This window comes from Microbacterium sp. ISL-103 (assembly GCF_018613995.1).
Taxonomy (GTDB): domain Bacteria; phylum Actinomycetota; class Actinomycetes; order Actinomycetales; family Microbacteriaceae; genus Microbacterium.
The window spans coordinates 438-14216 of sequence record NZ_JAGGPD010000226.1; the positions used below are offsets into that span (position 1 = coordinate 438).

Annotated in this window: 15 protein-coding genes and 1 pseudogene (1 of these 16 cut by a window edge); 3 read left to right on the top strand and 13 right to left on the bottom strand. The window is 68.8% G+C overall.

Annotated elements, in window-relative coordinates; translation table 11 throughout:
- The 5 genes and pseudogenes from J7E68_RS09185 to J7E68_RS09205 all read right to left on the bottom strand — a co-directional run.
- A pseudogene (locus J7E68_RS09185) lies at positions 1 to 149 on the bottom strand (GNAT family N-acetyltransferase) (it extends 279 nt beyond the left edge of the window).
- Positions 146 to 769 carry a tRNA (adenosine(37)-N6)-threonylcarbamoyltransferase complex dimerization subunit type 1 TsaB gene (tsaB, locus tag J7E68_RS09190; protein WP_215171928.1) on the bottom strand — a complete coding sequence of 208 codons (624 nt, stop codon included), beginning with the start codon at positions 767 to 769 and terminating at the stop codon, positions 146 to 148. Before tsaB ends, J7E68_RS09185 begins: the two are co-directional and overlap by 4 nt.
- Before the next feature lie 20 nt (positions 770 to 789).
- On the bottom strand, positions 790 to 1287 hold the full coding sequence (gene tsaE / locus J7E68_RS09195; protein ID WP_215171931.1) for a tRNA (adenosine(37)-N6)-threonylcarbamoyltransferase complex ATPase subunit type 1 TsaE: 498 nt from the start codon (positions 1285 to 1287) through the stop codon (positions 790 to 792).
- A complete protein-coding gene (gene alr / locus J7E68_RS09200) occupies positions 1284 to 2390 on the bottom strand; it encodes an alanine racemase (protein ID WP_215171933.1) in 1107 nt (368 codons plus the stop codon). Before alr ends, tsaE begins: the two co-directional genes overlap by 4 nt.
- Positions 2387 to 2746, bottom strand: a complete 360-nt coding sequence (locus J7E68_RS09205; RefSeq protein ID WP_215171935.1) for a holo-ACP synthase — start codon at positions 2744 to 2746, stop codon at positions 2387 to 2389. The genes alr and J7E68_RS09205 overlap by 4 nt, the downstream gene beginning before the upstream one ends.
- Before the next feature lie 335 nt (positions 2747 to 3081).
- Here J7E68_RS09205 and J7E68_RS09210 point away from each other — a divergent pair, with 335 nt between their 5' ends.
- Entirely contained in the window at positions 3082 to 3915 is an 834-nt protein-coding gene (locus tag J7E68_RS09210) for an endonuclease domain-containing protein (protein WP_215171937.1), read from the top strand.
- A gap of 236 nt (positions 3916 to 4151) precedes the next feature.
- On the opposite strand, the gene glmS is transcribed toward J7E68_RS09210, so the two are convergent.
- A complete protein-coding gene (gene glmS / locus J7E68_RS09215) occupies positions 4152 to 5999 on the bottom strand; it encodes a glutamine--fructose-6-phosphate transaminase (isomerizing) (protein WP_215171939.1) in 1848 nt (615 codons plus the stop codon).
- Positions 6000 to 6057: 58 nt separating this feature from the next.
- On the bottom strand, positions 6058 to 7065 hold the full coding sequence (locus J7E68_RS19735; RefSeq protein WP_251048823.1) for a hypothetical protein: 1008 nt from the start codon (positions 7063 to 7065) through the stop codon (positions 6058 to 6060).
- 51 nt (positions 7066 to 7116) lie between these two features.
- Here J7E68_RS19735 and J7E68_RS09225 point away from each other — a divergent pair, with 51 nt between their 5' ends.
- Complete coding sequence (locus J7E68_RS09225; protein WP_251048824.1) at positions 7117 to 8259, top strand: ATP-binding protein; 1143 nt, start codon at positions 7117 to 7119, stop codon at positions 8257 to 8259.
- Between the two features lie 104 nt (positions 8260 to 8363).
- On the opposite strand, the gene ribH is transcribed toward J7E68_RS09225, so the two are convergent.
- The 6 genes from ribH to J7E68_RS09255 form a co-directional block, all read right to left on the bottom strand.
- Positions 8364 to 8837 carry a 6,7-dimethyl-8-ribityllumazine synthase gene (ribH, locus tag J7E68_RS09230; RefSeq protein WP_056277883.1) on the bottom strand — a complete coding sequence of 158 codons (474 nt, stop codon included), beginning with the start codon at positions 8835 to 8837 and terminating at the stop codon, positions 8364 to 8366.
- Positions 8834 to 10102, bottom strand: coding sequence for a GTP cyclohydrolase II (gene ribA / locus J7E68_RS09235; RefSeq protein WP_215171941.1), 1269 nt, complete (start codon positions 10100 to 10102; stop codon positions 8834 to 8836). Before ribA ends, ribH begins: the two co-directional genes overlap by 4 nt.
- Positions 10099 to 10728, bottom strand: coding sequence for a riboflavin synthase (locus J7E68_RS09240; RefSeq protein WP_056277889.1), 630 nt, complete (start codon positions 10726 to 10728; stop codon positions 10099 to 10101). Before J7E68_RS09240 ends, ribA begins: the two co-directional genes overlap by 4 nt.
- Positions 10728 to 11762: a bifunctional diaminohydroxyphosphoribosylaminopyrimidine deaminase/5-amino-6-(5-phosphoribosylamino)uracil reductase RibD gene (gene ribD / locus J7E68_RS09245; RefSeq protein WP_215171943.1), complete on the bottom strand. Its 1035-nt coding sequence runs from the start codon at positions 11760 to 11762 to the stop codon at positions 10728 to 10730. Before ribD ends, J7E68_RS09240 begins: the two co-directional genes overlap by 1 nt.
- Positions 11763 to 12034: 272 nt before the next feature.
- The gene (locus tag J7E68_RS09250; protein ID WP_215171944.1) at positions 12035 to 12898 is read right to left on the bottom strand and encodes a DNA-formamidopyrimidine glycosylase family protein; all 864 of its coding nucleotides are present in this window, start codon (positions 12896 to 12898) and stop codon (positions 12035 to 12037) included.
- Positions 12899 to 12931: 33 nt separating this feature from the next.
- Positions 12932 to 13510 carry a GNAT family N-acetyltransferase gene (locus tag J7E68_RS09255; protein ID WP_215171945.1) on the bottom strand — a complete coding sequence of 193 codons (579 nt, stop codon included), beginning with the start codon at positions 13508 to 13510 and terminating at the stop codon, positions 12932 to 12934.
- 79 nt (positions 13511 to 13589) lie between these two features.
- Here J7E68_RS09255 and J7E68_RS09260 point away from each other — a divergent pair.
- Positions 13590 to 13779, top strand: a 190-nt coding sequence (locus J7E68_RS09260) for a hypothetical protein (protein WP_215171946.1), incomplete at its 3' end; no start/stop codon positions are given.

Consider the following 13779-nt stretch of genomic DNA (forward strand, 5'->3'; position numbering starts at 1 on the left):
CCGTCGTGCTCGTCGACCAGGTAGCGGCCGTGCGGACTCGCAAGCTCGAGCGCCATCGCCTCGGAGCTCCACGCGTCGGTGGGGAACGACCGGCGCTCTATCGCCATGATGGCCTCGAGGTCGTCCGGCGTCGCTTCGCGCAGAGTCATGAGCCCACCTTCTTGGGCGCTCCGGGAACCCTGACGTCGGGCTGCCGCAGATACAGAGGCTCGGCTCCGGTGAGCGTTCGGCCCGCGGCCACCGCTCGGGCGCCGACACGGGCGAGGTCGACGGCCGAGAGCGTCTCGGCGTCGATGCGGCGGATCCCGTCGAGGTGCTCGTCGGCGTCGACCCTGGCGACCAGCACGGTGTCGGCGGTGACGTGGGGGATGCCGTCGGCATCCGTCCCGTCGAAGACCGTGATCGCGACCTCGCGACGTCGAGCATCCGTGACGATCGCGAACGGGCCGGTGACGGCGTCGTGCTCGATCGCGGTGAGTGCTGCGGCGAAGTGGCTCGGCACGTCGACGACCGGGATGCCGCGGCCCATCGCGAACGTGCGGGACGTGGCGATGCCGATGCGCAATCCGGTGAAGGGGCCGGGACCCATGCCGGCCACGACGTGATTGATCGACCCGGCGCCCGCCGCGTCGAGCGCGCGGACGAGCAGTTCCCCGATGACCTCCGCATGACCCAGCGGGTCGGCGGCGGAAGCGTCGGACAGACGGGTGCCGTCATCGTCGATGAGGGCGACGGCAGTACCCAGAGAGGTGTCGACGGCGAGGATCACCTCTCCAGGGTAGTCGTCGTTCAACCCGCGATCGCTGAGCGTCCTCCGCGCGTGATGGTCACGTGCCGCGGGGCGTCGGCGTCGAGTTCCGAGGGGTCGAGATCGTCGCCGGCGCCGACCGGACGCTCGAACTCGATGTCCCACCAGGTCTCGGCGAGTTCCTCGGCCATGCCGCGGCCCCACTCGATCACGACGACCGATCGGGCGAGGTCCAGATCGAGGTCGTCGAGCTCTGCGCCCGAGCCGAGGCGATAGGCGTCGACGTGCACCAGCGGGGCGCGACCGACGAGCGAGGGGTGCGTGCGGGCGATCACGAACGTGGGGCTCTGCACGGGGCCGCGCACCCCGAGCCCTTCGGCGAGTCCGCGGGTGAAGGTCGTCTTGCCGGCCCCCAGCGGACCGGTGAGGATCAGCAGATCACCCGCGTCGAGTTGCTCGCCGATGCGGAAGCCGAGCTGCTCCATCGCGTCAGAGGTCTCGATCTCGAGGCGCCCGAGGAAGGCCGGGTCGACGCTCATGCCGACCGCCGGGGCACGCGTGCGCCGATGCGCGTCACGATCTCGTAGTCGATGGTCGATGCGGCATCGGCCCACTCGGATGCCGAGGGAACACCGAGTGTCGGGTCGCCGAACAGCACGACCTCGTCGCCGATCGACACCGGTGCGTCTCCGACATCGACGACGAACTGGTCCATGGCGATGCGGCCGACGTTCGTGTATCGGCGACCGGCGATCGACACGGGCAGGCGACCCGATGCCTGTCGCGGCACTCCGTCGGCATAGCCCAGCGGCACGAGCACCAGCGTGGTGTCGTGCGGCGTGCGATGGTCGTATCCGTACGACACCCCTGCGCCGGCGGGCACTCGGCGGACGGCCGCGATCGCGCCTCGCAGGGTCATGGCCGGGCGGAGCCCCAGCTCGGCGGACGAGCGGTCGTCGAAGGGAGAGAGGCCGTAGATGCCGATGCCGATGCGCACGGCATCCAGTCGCATCTCCGGCAGGTCGATCGCGGCCGCGGTCGCCGCGATGTGGCGGATCTCGGGGTGGATGCCGAACGAGGCCGCTGCGGCGACGGCCTCTTCGAACTTCGACAGAGAGTCGCGGTCATCCTGCGGCGAGGTGTTCGAGAGGTGGCTGAAGAGGCCGATGATGCGCAGTCGCCCGATGCGCTCGAGTCGGGCCGCCTCGGCGAGCACGCGACGCCAGTCGGCCGGCGCGATGCCGTTGCGCGACAGCCCCGTCTCGAACTTGAGGTGCACGCCCACCGGACGATCGACCGACGCGACCGCGCCCGCAGCCTCCAACTGGTCGAACGACGAGATTCCAACCTCGATGTCGTGGGCCGCCGCCTGGTCGAACCGCTCGCCCGGAGCATGCAGCCACGCCACGATCGGCGCGGTGATGCCCTGACGACGCAGCTCGAGCGCCTCGGGGATCTCGGCGACGCCCAGACGGGTCGCGCCCCCGGCGAGGGCTGCGACGGCGGCTGCCGCCGCGCCATGACCGTAGGCGTTCGCCTTGACGACGGCGATGACCTGCACGCCGGTGAGACGGCGGAAGTGGCGGACGTTGTCGCTGATGGCATCCAGCTCGATGCGGGCCTCGCGGAACGGAACGGTCACAGCGGCTCTCCTTCGGCGACGACGAATGCGGCGGCGAGCCCCGCGTCGTGGGTGAGGGTCAGATGCAATCGGGTGATGCCGCGCTCTGCGACGACGTCGGCGGTCGATCCCGAGAGCACGAAGTGCGGGCGACCCGAGGCCTCGGAGGCGATCTCGATCCCGATCCAGTGCACGCCGTCCGACCCGCCGAGGGTCTTGATCAGGGCTTCCTTGGCGGCATAGCGCGCGGCCAGCGAAGGAAGCCGCAGCTCCCGCTCGCTCGGCGCGAAGAGACGCTCCCGCAGACGTGGCGTGCGCTCGAGTGTGCGCTCGAACCGCGGGATGTCCACGAGGTCGATGCCGGTCCCGATGATCACCCGTTCAGCCTAGTCGCGGCATCCGTCGGCTTCCGGCCCCTGGCCCTTCCTCAGCCCCTCCGGGTCCCCCGGATCCCTGGCTCCCGGCTCCCGGCTCCCGGCTCCCGGCTCCCGGCCGCCGGCTCCTCATCACACCTGCATGCTCAGATCACATGTGCATGCTCAGTTTCCCGATTTCGACCTGCATCCGTCGTCTGAGCATGCACATGTGCGGATGACTTCGCCTGCGCATGTGTGGATGACTTCTCCTGCACACCCGTCATGACGCAGACGATTCTCCACGATGTTCGGGTTTCGGTCATCCGGTGGCCCCACCGACGTCGGATGCTCGGAGGATGATCGAACCGTCAGACCTCCTCCATACCCTCGGCGGAATCGCGCGCGGGACGCATCTGCAGCAGTTCGGAGCGACTCGCGCTCAACTCGCGGTTGCGGCTCGCACAGGCACGATCAGCCGCATCCGTCAGGGGGTCTACGCTCTGTCGACCGCGGATCCGAAGGTCGTCGCTGCGGCAGCGCACGGCGGGGCTCTCACCTGTGCGGATGCGCTCCGCGCGCACGGCGTCTGGGTGCTTCCGCAGGTCGATCCGATCGTGCACGTGTGGGTGGGCCGCTCGGGCCGCAGGCACCCGCACACCCCGTGCGAATGCATCTCTCATCACTCCCCCGGCACTGCCGGTCTCGGGCTGGCTCCGGTCGCAGCTGCTCTGATCCACGCGTACAGATGCCTCGATCAGGAGGCGTTCTTCGAGGCGTACGAGTCCGCGTGGAACCAGCGCCTGCTCTCCGCGCCCGACCGCAAGAGGATCCGGCGCGAGTTTCCGAAGTCGGCCCACTGGCTACTGGATCTCGCACGACCCGACGCCGAGAGCGGACTCGAGTCGATCCTTCGCCTGAGACTGCATCTGCTCGGGATACGTCTCGATTGCCAGGTGGTCATCGGTGGCGTCGGTCGCGTCGACTTCGTCGCCGAGCGGCGCGTGATCATCGAAGTCGACGGCAGGCGGAACCACGACGGCCCCGAGATGCGGCACAAGGATCTGACGAGGGACGCCGCGGCATCCCGTCTGGGATTCGAGACGCTGCGATTCGACTACGCCATGATCATCCACGACTGGGATGCCGTTGTTCGCGCCGTCATGTCGGCTGTCGCGCGGGCGCGGCGATGATCTGCCCACAGTCGCATGCTCAAAAAACGGATGCATGCCCAGATCGCTCATCTGGGCATGCATCCGTGATTCTGACCTGCAGGTGTACAGGCCCGGCCGAGAGCCGGGAAACCTGCAGGTGTACGGGCCCAGCCACACGGCCGGGAAACCTGCAGGTGTACAGGCGGAGCCACACGGCGGGGAGACCTGCAGGTGTACAGGCCCAGCCGAGAGCCGGGAAACCGCCCAGCCGAGTCTTACTCGACGGTGACGGACTTCGCGAGGTTGCGCGGCTGGTCGACGTCGAGACCCTTGGCCGTGGCGAGAGCCATGGCGAAGATCTGCAGCGGCACGACGGCCAGCAGCGGCTCGAACATGGCACCGGCCAGCGGGATGCGGATGACCTCGTCGGCGAACGGCAGCACGGCCGCATCGCCCTCTTCGGCCACGACGATCACGCGAGCGCCGCGAGCGCGGATCTCCTGGATGTTCGAGACGACCTTCGAGTGCACGAGTGCCGAGTGACGCGGCGACGGCACGAGAACGAACACAGGCTGACCCGGCTCGATCAGCGCGATGGGTCCGTGCTTCAGCTCACCGGCGGCGAAGCCCTCGGCGTGGATGTACGAGATCTCCTTGAGCTTCAGCGCACCCTCGAGGGCGATCGGGAAGCCGACGTGGCGACCGAGGAACAGCACCGAGCGGGTGTCGGCCATCCAGCCGGCGAGCTGGGTGACGTGCTCCTGCTCGCTCTCGAGAACCTTGGCGATCTTCTCGGGCAGAGCCGAGAGCTCGGCGACATCGACGGATGCATCCTCGATGGCCCCGCGGACGCGCCCCATGTGCAGGCCGAGCAGCAGCAGCGCGGTGATCTGCGCCGAGAACGCCTTGGTCGAGGCCACGGCGACCTCGGGTCCGGCGTGGGTGTAGACGACGGCATCCGACTCACGCGGAATCGTCGCACCCTGGGTGTTGCAGATCGAGAGGGTGCGCGCGCCGCGCTCGCTCGCGTACTTGACGGCCATGAGCGTGTCCATGGTCTCGCCCGACTGGCTGATCGAGACGACGAGAGTGTCGTCGCCGATCACCGGGTCGCGGTAGCGGAACTCGTGCGCCAGCTCGACATCGACGGGGAGGCGGGCCCACTGCTCGATCGCGTACTTGCCGACGAGGGCCGAGTACGCGGCCGTGCCGCACGCGGTGATGATGATGCGGTTGATGCCGATGAACAGCTCGTCGAGTCCGTCGAGCTCGGGGATGATGACCTGGTCGCCCTGGATGCGTCCGCGGATCGTGTTGGCGACGGCCTCGGGCTGCTCGGCGACCTCTTTGGCCATGAAGCTCGACCATCCGCCCTTCTCGGCCGCGGCCGCGTCCCACGAGACGTCGAACGGCTCGGCCTCGACCGGGGTGCCGGCGAAGTCGGTGACGGTGACGGCATCCGGGGTGATCGAGACGATCTGGTCCTGGCCGATGGCGAGCGCCTTGCGGGTGTGCTCGATGAAGGCGGCGACGTCGGAGCCGAGGAAGTTCTCTCCCTCGCCGAGGCCGATGACGAGGGGCGAGTTGCGGCGAGCGCCGACGACGAGGCCGGGGTGCTCTTCGTGCATCGCGAGCAGGGTGAACGCACCCTCGAGGCGGTTGACGACGGCGCGGAAGGCGCCCTGCAGGTCTCCGCCGTTGTTGCGGTACTCGCGGCCGAGCAGAGCGGCAGCGACCTCGGTGTCGGTCTCGCTGCGGAAGCTGACGCCGTCGGCGAGCAGCTCGTCGCGCAGCGAGGCGAAGTTCTCGATGATGCCGTTGTGGATCAGCGCGAGCTTGTCGTCGTCGGCGAGGTGCGGGTGCGCGTTCTCGTCGGTGGGTCCGCCGTGGGTGGCCCACCGGGTGTGCCCGATGCCGGTGTTGCCGTCGGGCAGGGCGGCATCCTTCAGCGAGTCGCGCAGCATGGCGAGCTTGCCCGCCTTCTTGCGCATACCGAGCGAGCCGTCGCCGTCGATGACGGCGACACCCGCGGAGTCATACCCGCGGTACTCGAGACGGGCGAGGCCTGCGAGCAGGATGTCCTGGCTGGGCCGCGGGCCCACGTATCCGACGATTCCACACATGTGGTCAAGAGTAAGGCGGGGTTTTTGCGAAGGTGCCGAACGAATTAATCCGACCCGGTCAGAGCTTGCGCAGCAGCACGCTCTCGACGCTGTGGTCGACGCCCTTGTTGAGCACGAGTCGCGCCCGATGCTTGGTCGGCATGACGTTCTCGACGAGGTTCGGCATGTTGATCTCGTTCCAGTAGCCGAGGGCCGTGGTGATCGCCTCGTCGTCTGTCAGGTGCGCGAACACGTTGAAGTACGACGAGGGATTCGAGAACGCGCCCTGGCGCAGCGCGAGGAACCGGTCGACAGGGAAGAGCCCGACACCGGCGAGAAGCACACCCATAGCGGTCAGCTCGAGTCGGACGATGCGACGCCCCCGCGCGGCGCGAGCGGAATGTGCAGGGATCGACGCGGTTCCGAAGTGGGCGACCGTCGTCACGATGACGCCCGCGATGATCAGGGTGATGTTGAACGTGAGGGCAGAGACATCGTCCGTCACTCCGAGGCTGCTGAGATGCAGCTTCCACCACTCTTCGTCCGATGCGCTCAGCATGCTCGCGAAGGCGCCCACAACGAGGAACAGCATGAGCACCACTGAGAGCATTCCGGGGCTCATGTTCGCCGCTGAGAGAGCGACGAGGTACGCGGTGCACGCCATCGCGGCACCGGCGAGCACGGCACCGGCGAAGGTGAAGACCACCGCACCGACGAAGCTGCGTTCCACGATGTCCGCGATCGCGATCCATCCGAGAAGGGCGATGATGCCGTGGGCGATCGCCAGGGCCGCGATGTCGAACCACCGCATCCTCGCGGGTGACGCACCCGTTGCAGGTTGAACGCGGGCGAGCGAGCGCGCTGCGACGAACACCACGATCGCGGTGATCGCCGCGCCGATCGCGGCGAACTGGCCGATCGAACCGGGGCCGGAGATCGGCATCGTGCCACCCCAGAAGGCCAGCAGCGCGACAGCGGATCCGATGATCAGCGTGACCGCGCCGACGAGCAGCGCCGCGGATTCCCGCGACCCGGCGCTCGCGAGCGGGTGCCGCAACACGGCGGTGAGTGGCAGTCGGTCGATCATGCCGCTCATCCTCGCCCCGCCTTCGGCGAGCCGCGTCACCCGAGAAGTGTGATGATCCAGCCGGAAGTCCGAGGCAAGCTGGAGGTCGAAGAGCGGCTGGAGGCCGGCATGACCGAACTGACCATAGGCGCGATGACCGATGACGCGGACGCGTCCGTGCACCTCGATGCGCGGCGGTTCAACCGTCATACGTTCTGGTGCGGGCAGAGCGGCAGCGGCAAGACCTATGCGCTCGGGGTCGTGCTCGAGCAGCTTCTGCTGCACACCGAGCTGCCTATGCTGATCTTCGATCCGAATGCCGACTTCGTGAGGCTGGCCGAGACGAGGCCGGGGGCGAGGGCCGACTACGCCGAGCAGATATGGCAGAGCGACATACGCGTGTTCCGCTCGGGGCATGACATCGGCGAGCGGCTGCACACCCGCTACCTCGATCTGTCTCCCGCGGCGAAGGCGGCGGTTCTGCAGATCGACCCGATCGCGGATGCCGAGGAGTACAACGTGCTCCTGCACTGGTCGGTGAGCGCCACGGAGTTCGACACCGAGCGGATGCTGCAGCAGTTCCGCGACTCCGGCGACCCGGCGCGGGTGCGTCTCGCGAATCGCATGGAGAATCTCCAGGTCCTCGAATGGGATCTGTGGTCGAGGGGCGCGGCGTCCGTCGTCGACGTGATCGAGGAGCGCCCGCGGGCGACGGTGCTCGACCTCGGGGGATTCGACCATCCTGCCGAGCCGAAGGTGGCGGCACTCGCGGTGCTCGAGCAGCTGTGGGCACGCCGGGAGAGCCGACGGCCGATCCTCATCGTGATCGATGAGGCCCACAATCTCTGTTCACCCGAGCCGCGCACCGCGGTCGAACGAGCGCTCACCGAGCAGCTCGTGCAGATCGCCGCCGAGGGCCGCAAGTTCGGTCTGTGGCTGTTCCTCTCGACCCAGCGGCCGACGAAGATCCATCCGAACGTGCTCTCGCAGTGCGACAACCTCGGACTCATGCGCGTGAACGCCCCGAGGGACATCGCCGAACTCGCCGAGGTGTTCGGCTTCGTCGGTGAAGACGACATCCGGCGGGCGCAGAGCTTCGCTCAGGGGCAGGCGCTGTTCGCCGGAGGCTTCATCGCGCAGCCGACCTTCGTGCAGATGGGTGCGCGGCTCACCGAAGAGGCGGGCGGAGACGTCGTGGTGCCTCTCCGAGCCTGAGGCGTCGGTGCGACCACTCAGCGCACTCAGCGCCATCAGCGCCAGATCGCGGCGATTCCGGCGTTGAGGGCGGTCAGGATGCCGACGAGCCAGAACATCTGACCTCAGCCGCGCAGCGCGCGCGTGACGAGCGCGGTGCGCAGCGCGGCATCCGCAGCCTCCGCACCCTTGTCTTCCTTCGATCCCTCGAGTCCGGCACGATCGAGGCCCTGCTTCTCGTCGTCGAGGGTGAGGACGCCGAAGCCGACCGGCTTGCCCGCGTCGAGTGCGACCCTCGTCAGCCCGTCGGTCGTGGCCGCCGAGACGTACTCGAAGTGGGGGGTGCCGCCGCGGATGATCACGCCGAGTGCGATCACCGCGTCCGCGCCGCCGGCGAAGGCGGCCTGCGCCGCGAGCGCGAGTTCGAACGACCCGGGCACGCGCACGAGGCGGTGCGTGGCGCCGGCCTCGTTCAGCACGCGCTCGGCGCCGGCGATCAGGCCGTTCGAGATGGTCTCGTGCCACGTGCCTGCGACGATGACGACATCGAGTCCGCGTCCGTCGATCTTCTCCGTCTGGGGTGCTCCTGCGCCGCTCATGCGTCGTCCTTCTTTCCTTCGGCGAGAGCCTCAGCGAGCTCTGCCTCTCCGATGATGTGACCCATGCGGTCACGCTTGGTCTCGAGGTACTGGTGGTTGTTCGGGCCGACTCCGACGATCAGCGGCACCTGCTCGACCACGTCGAGTCCGAGGCCGCGCAGCTGGTTCACCTTGTCGGTGTTGTTCGTCAGCAGGCGCACCTTCGACACCCCGAGGTCGGCGAGGATGCCGGCGGCGGCCGCGTAGTCGCGGGCATCGGCGGGAAGCCCGAGTGCGAGGTTGGCATCGACCGTGTCGAGGCCCTCCTCCTGCAGGCTGTAGGCGCGGAGCTTGTTGATGAGACCGATGCCCCGACCCTCGTGGCCGCGCATGTAGATGACGATGCCGCCGTCCTGCTCGATCGCGTCGAGTGCCGCATCGAGCTGCGGGCCGCACTCGCACTTCAACGACCCGAAGGCCTCGCCGGTCAAGCACTCCGAGTGCACCCGCACGAGGGCGGTCTCACCCGGTTCGCCCGAGACGACGGCGATGTGGTCGGTGCCGGTGACCCGGTCCTTGTAGGCGAGGAAGCGGAAGGTGCCGTGCGTCGTCGGCACCGTCGCGTCGGCCCTGAGGCTCACTCTGCGGCTGGCGCGTTCGGGAGCCCAGCCGGTGGGGTCGATCTCATTGAGGTGGGCGATGAGCTGCTCGATGGTGATGACGGGCACGCCGTCGCGCTGCCCGAGGTCGAGCAGGCCGGGAAGACGCATCATGCTGCCGTCCTCGGCGACGACCTCGGCGATCGCGCCGACCGGGCGGAGCCCCGCGAGCTTCATCAGATCGACCGCGGCTTCGGTGTGACCGCTGCGCTCGCGCACACCGCCGTCGACCGCCCGCAGGGGCAGGACGTGACCGGGGCGGATGATGCTCGTCGCGGTCGACGCGGGGTTCGCCAGCACGTTCAGCGTGTGCGCGCGGTCGTGTGCGCTGATCCCGGTGGTCACGCCCTCTGCGGCGTCGACGCTCACGGTGTACGCGGTCGAGCGCGCGTCTTCGGAGGCGGCGACCATCGGCTGCAGGTTGAGGTTGTCGGCGAGATCGGTCGGCATCGGCGCGCAGATGAATCCCGACGACCAGCGAACCGTCCAGGCCACCCACTCGGGCGTCGCGAGCTCGGCCGAGAGGATGACGTCGCCCTCGTTCTCGCGGTTCTCGTCGTCCGCGACGAGCACGGGGCGCCCGGCGCGCAGGGCCTCGAGGGCCTCGGGGATGGTGGAAAGGCTCACAGCGAGCCTCCTTCCGGTGCTGCCCGGAACGCCAGAAGGCGTTCGACATGGCGGGCGAGGATGTCGGTCTCGAGGTTCACGCGGTCTCCGACCGTGCGAGAGCCGAGGGTGGTGGCGGCGAGGGTCTCAGGGATCAGCGACACCTCGAACCAGTGCTCGGTCGCACCGGCCTCGCTGACTGCGCTCACGGTGAGCGAGGTGCCGTCGACGGAGATGGATCCCTTGTCTACGACGAGCGGGGCGAGATCGTCGGGCAGTGAGACGCGCAGCACGCTCCACTGCTCTCCCGGTCGCACCTCGACGATGCTGCCGACGCCGTCGACGTGACCCTGCACGATGTGGCCGCCGAGGCGCGCCCCGACCGGCATCGCCTTCTCGATGTTCACCCGGGTGCCGACGGATGCTCCGCCGAGGGCTGCGACGTCGAGGGTCTGCTTCATCACATCCGCGTCGAAGGTGTCGGCGGTCGAGCCGACGACGGTGAGGCACACGCCCGACACTGCGATCGATTCGCCGTGGATCGCGTCCGATGCGGCCTTCGCAGCGCGCACGGTCAGACGCCACCCGTCTCCGGCGGGTGCGATCGCAGTGATCTCGCCGATCTCCTCGATGATTCCGGTGAACATCAGGGGGCTCCTTCTTCCAGATGATTCGCGGGGGAGGCGATCGCGAGAAGATCTGCTCCGAGGGGCAGCCATTCGTCGATCGTCAGACGGCGGGCGGCGTCGATCGAGCCGACGCCGATGTCGGTGAGTGCCAGACGGTCGCCGCCGAGCAGCACCGGGGCGATGTAGGCGAGAACCCGGTCGGCGAGACCTGCGGCGATGAAGGCGCTCGCCAGCGTCGGACCGCCTTCGACGAACACGCTCTGGACTCCGCGGGAGTGCAGGTCTGCGAGAACCGAGTGCAGATCGCGGGTGTCGTAGAAGAGCGGCGTCTGCGGGTGCCGCCGGATCGCGGCATCGTCGGGCGTGGGCCGCGAGCCGATGACGACCGGCACCGGCTGGTTCTCGAACAGCACATCGCCGTCGCGAGCGGTGAGAGAAGGGTCATCGGAGAGCACGGTGCCGGTTCCGACGGCGATCGCATCTGCTGCGGCACGACGCCGATGCACGTCGGCTCGGGCCTGCGGCCCGGTGATCCACTGGCTCGAGCCGTCGGATGCCGCGGCGCGACCGTCGAGCGACTGCGCCCATTTCACGGTGACGTGCGGGCGGCCGAGGCGCTGCGCGGTGAGCCAGCCGTCGATGATCGAGTGCGCGATTCCTGCCTGTTCGCCGGCATCGACGCTCACACCCGCCGAACGCAGGCGATCGGCGCCGCCGCCCGACACGGCACCGGGGTCGTCGAGCGCGTAGACGACCCGCGAGACACCGGCATCGATGAGCGCGAGCGCGCAGGGACCGGTACGCCCGGTGTGATTGCAGGGTTCGAGAGTCACCACGGCCGTCGCGCCGTGCGCGGCTCCCGGTGCGAGCTTCGAGAGGGCGTCGACCTCGGCATGCGGGGTGCCGGCGCCATGGTGCCAGCCCTCGGCGATCACGTCGCCGTCGGACGAGAGGATGACGGCGCCGACCTGCGGGTTCACACCTCGAGGGCCGAGCGTCGCGAGCTCGAGCGCACGGGACATCGCCCGGCGTTCCGCCTCGTTCACTGCCATCCGTGGTCCTCTCTGAGGCTCCGGGGATTCTCCTCGAGAGGAGGTGAAGGCAGAACGCGCGCGCGTCGGCGCACCGTGCTGCCTCCCTTCCGGACTAGCGAGGCTGCGCCTCGCATCACCGTCGGTCCCGGATTTCCACCGGATCGGCACCTCGGAGAACCGAGACGCTCGCGGACTGTCACCGCCGGTTCGGATTCCCACCGACCCCGGAGCACGTTGATGCTCTGAGTGTACTCAACGCACCCGGATGCATTTCATTCCGCGTCGAAGTGCTACTTCAGCAGCCGTGACAGGCGACGATCGGCGAGCGGCTTGCCCCCGGTCTGACAGGTCGGGCAGTACTCGAGAGAGCGGTCGGCGAAGAAGACGCTGCGCACGGTGTCTCCGCACACGGGGCACGCCTCGCCGCGTCGGGCGTGCACCTGCATTCCTCGGCGCTTCGCGTCTTTGAGATCGGCCGGGGGTTTGCCCGACGCCTCGGCGACCGCATCCGTCAGCGTCGTCTGCATCGCCGCGAACAGTCGGTCGACCTCGTCGTCGCCCAGCTTGTCGGCGATCGCGTAGGGAGACATGCGGGCCGCGTGCAGGATCTCGTCGGAATAGGCGTTGCCGATGCCGGCGATGATGCTCTGATCGCGCAGCAGACCCTTGATCTGCGTGCGCCGGCCGTCGAGCAGACCGGCGAAGACCTCCCTCGTGAACGACTCGTCGAGCGGGTCGGGTCCGAGCCGGGCGATGCCGGGCACCTCTTCGGGGTCGCGCACCACGTATACGGCCAGGGACTTCTTCGTACCGGCTTCGGTGAGGTCGAACCCGCTCTCGTCATCGAGTGCGACGCGCAGCGCGATCGGCGACTTGCCCGGCTTGATCAGCGTCGTAGGCAGAGTCTCGTACCAGCGCAGCCACCCGGCTTTGGCGAGATGGAAGACGAGGTGCAGGTCGGCGCCGCAGGAGAGCACGATGAACTTGCCCTGCCTCGATGCGGCGGTGATCTCGGCACCGTGCAGCGCGGTGTTCGGCGGGTCGTACGTCTTCAGTGCCGCGATCGCACCCACGGCCGTGCGGACGATCGTGCGCCCCACGGCCCGCTCCTCAAGGAACGTCGTCAGGCCCTGGACTTCCGGCATCTCAGGCATGCGCTCATCCTGCCACCGACCTCCGACGCTCGACTAGAGCACCTGTGCCGAGAGCATCGACCAGTCCACCGGAGTGCGGTCGTCGGACGCGAGGAGTCCGGCGAACCAGCCGTCGTCACGGCCGCGGGGGCCTGCGAGCGCCTGACGCCCGAGTCCCTCATATCGGAATCCGAGTGCGCGAGCGGCCCTGGCCGAGGGCACGTTGCCCGCGACCGCGCGCCAGCCGAGCCGGGCGAGCCCCAGTTCGGTGAATCCCCAGTCCACGACGGCGCGAGCCGCCTCGACGAGGTAACCGTTGCCGCGTGCGGGGGCAACGACCCAGTAGCCGATCTCGGCATACCCGCCGGTGTGGTGCTCCGTGATGTGATGCAGCCCGATCGAGGCGACCAGTTCGCCGTCGCGATAGGCGCACCAGATCGTCTGGCTGCCGGCTGCCCACCATTCGCTGATCAGGCGCACGTAGTCCTCGGCATCGGCGCGCGTGTACGGGCTCGGCACGGTGGTCCATCGGGGGATCTCCGGGTCCTGACAGGCGGCGGTGATCGCGTCGATGTCGCTCTCGTCCGGCACGCGCAGGACAAGACGCTCGGTGGTGAGGATGACCGGTTCCATCCCGGCATCCTATGGGCGGTGAAGTGCCCGCCCAGAGACCCGGGAGCCCCGTGTCTGTGGCCGCGGCTAGGCTTGTGCGGTGACTGTGCCGGGGATTCTGCGCGCCTTGGAAGAGGCATCTCTTTTTCGTGACGCCCTGACGTGGGCTCAGACCGATGCCGACCTCGGGCTCGTCGACGGCCTCGATGCTCCGGCGCCCGCCGGTCTGCTCGACAAGCGCCGTGCCGCCGGGCATCCCGCACCCCTGCTGACGGTCCTCCCGACCCGCA

Bases quoted from the DNA above. Each gene is read 5' to 3' on its own strand.
- tsaE (WP_215171931.1), bottom strand. From the start codon at position 1,287: ATGAGCGTCGACCCGGCCTTCCTCGGGCGCCTCGAGATCGAGACCTCT.
- J7E68_RS09210 (WP_215171937.1), top strand. From the start codon at position 3,082: ATGATCGAACCGTCAGACCTCCTCCATACCCTCGGCGGAATCGCGCGC.
- glmS (WP_215171939.1), bottom strand. From the start codon at position 5,999: ATGTGTGGAATCGTCGGATACGTGGGCCCGCGGCCCAGCCAGGACATC.
- J7E68_RS19735 (WP_251048823.1), bottom strand. From the start codon at position 7,065: ATGATCGACCGACTGCCACTCACCGCCGTGTTGCGGCACCCGCTCGCG.
- J7E68_RS09225 (WP_251048824.1), top strand. From the start codon at position 7,117: ATGATCCAGCCGGAAGTCCGAGGCAAGCTGGAGGTCGAAGAGCGGCTG.
- ribH (WP_056277883.1), bottom strand. From the start codon at position 8,837: ATGAGCGGCGCAGGAGCACCCCAGACGGAGAAGATCGACGGACGCGGA.
- J7E68_RS09240 (WP_056277889.1), bottom strand. From the start codon at position 10,728: ATGTTCACCGGAATCATCGAGGAGATCGGCGAGATCACTGCGATCGCA.
- ribD (WP_215171943.1), bottom strand. From the start codon at position 11,762: ATGGCAGTGAACGAGGCGGAACGCCGGGCGATGTCCCGTGCGCTCGAG.
- J7E68_RS09250 (WP_215171944.1), bottom strand. From the start codon at position 12,898: ATGCCTGAGATGCCGGAAGTCCAGGGCCTGACGACGTTCCTTGAGGAG.
- J7E68_RS09255 (WP_215171945.1), bottom strand. From the start codon at position 13,510: ATGGAACCGGTCATCCTCACCACCGAGCGTCTTGTCCTGCGCGTGCCG.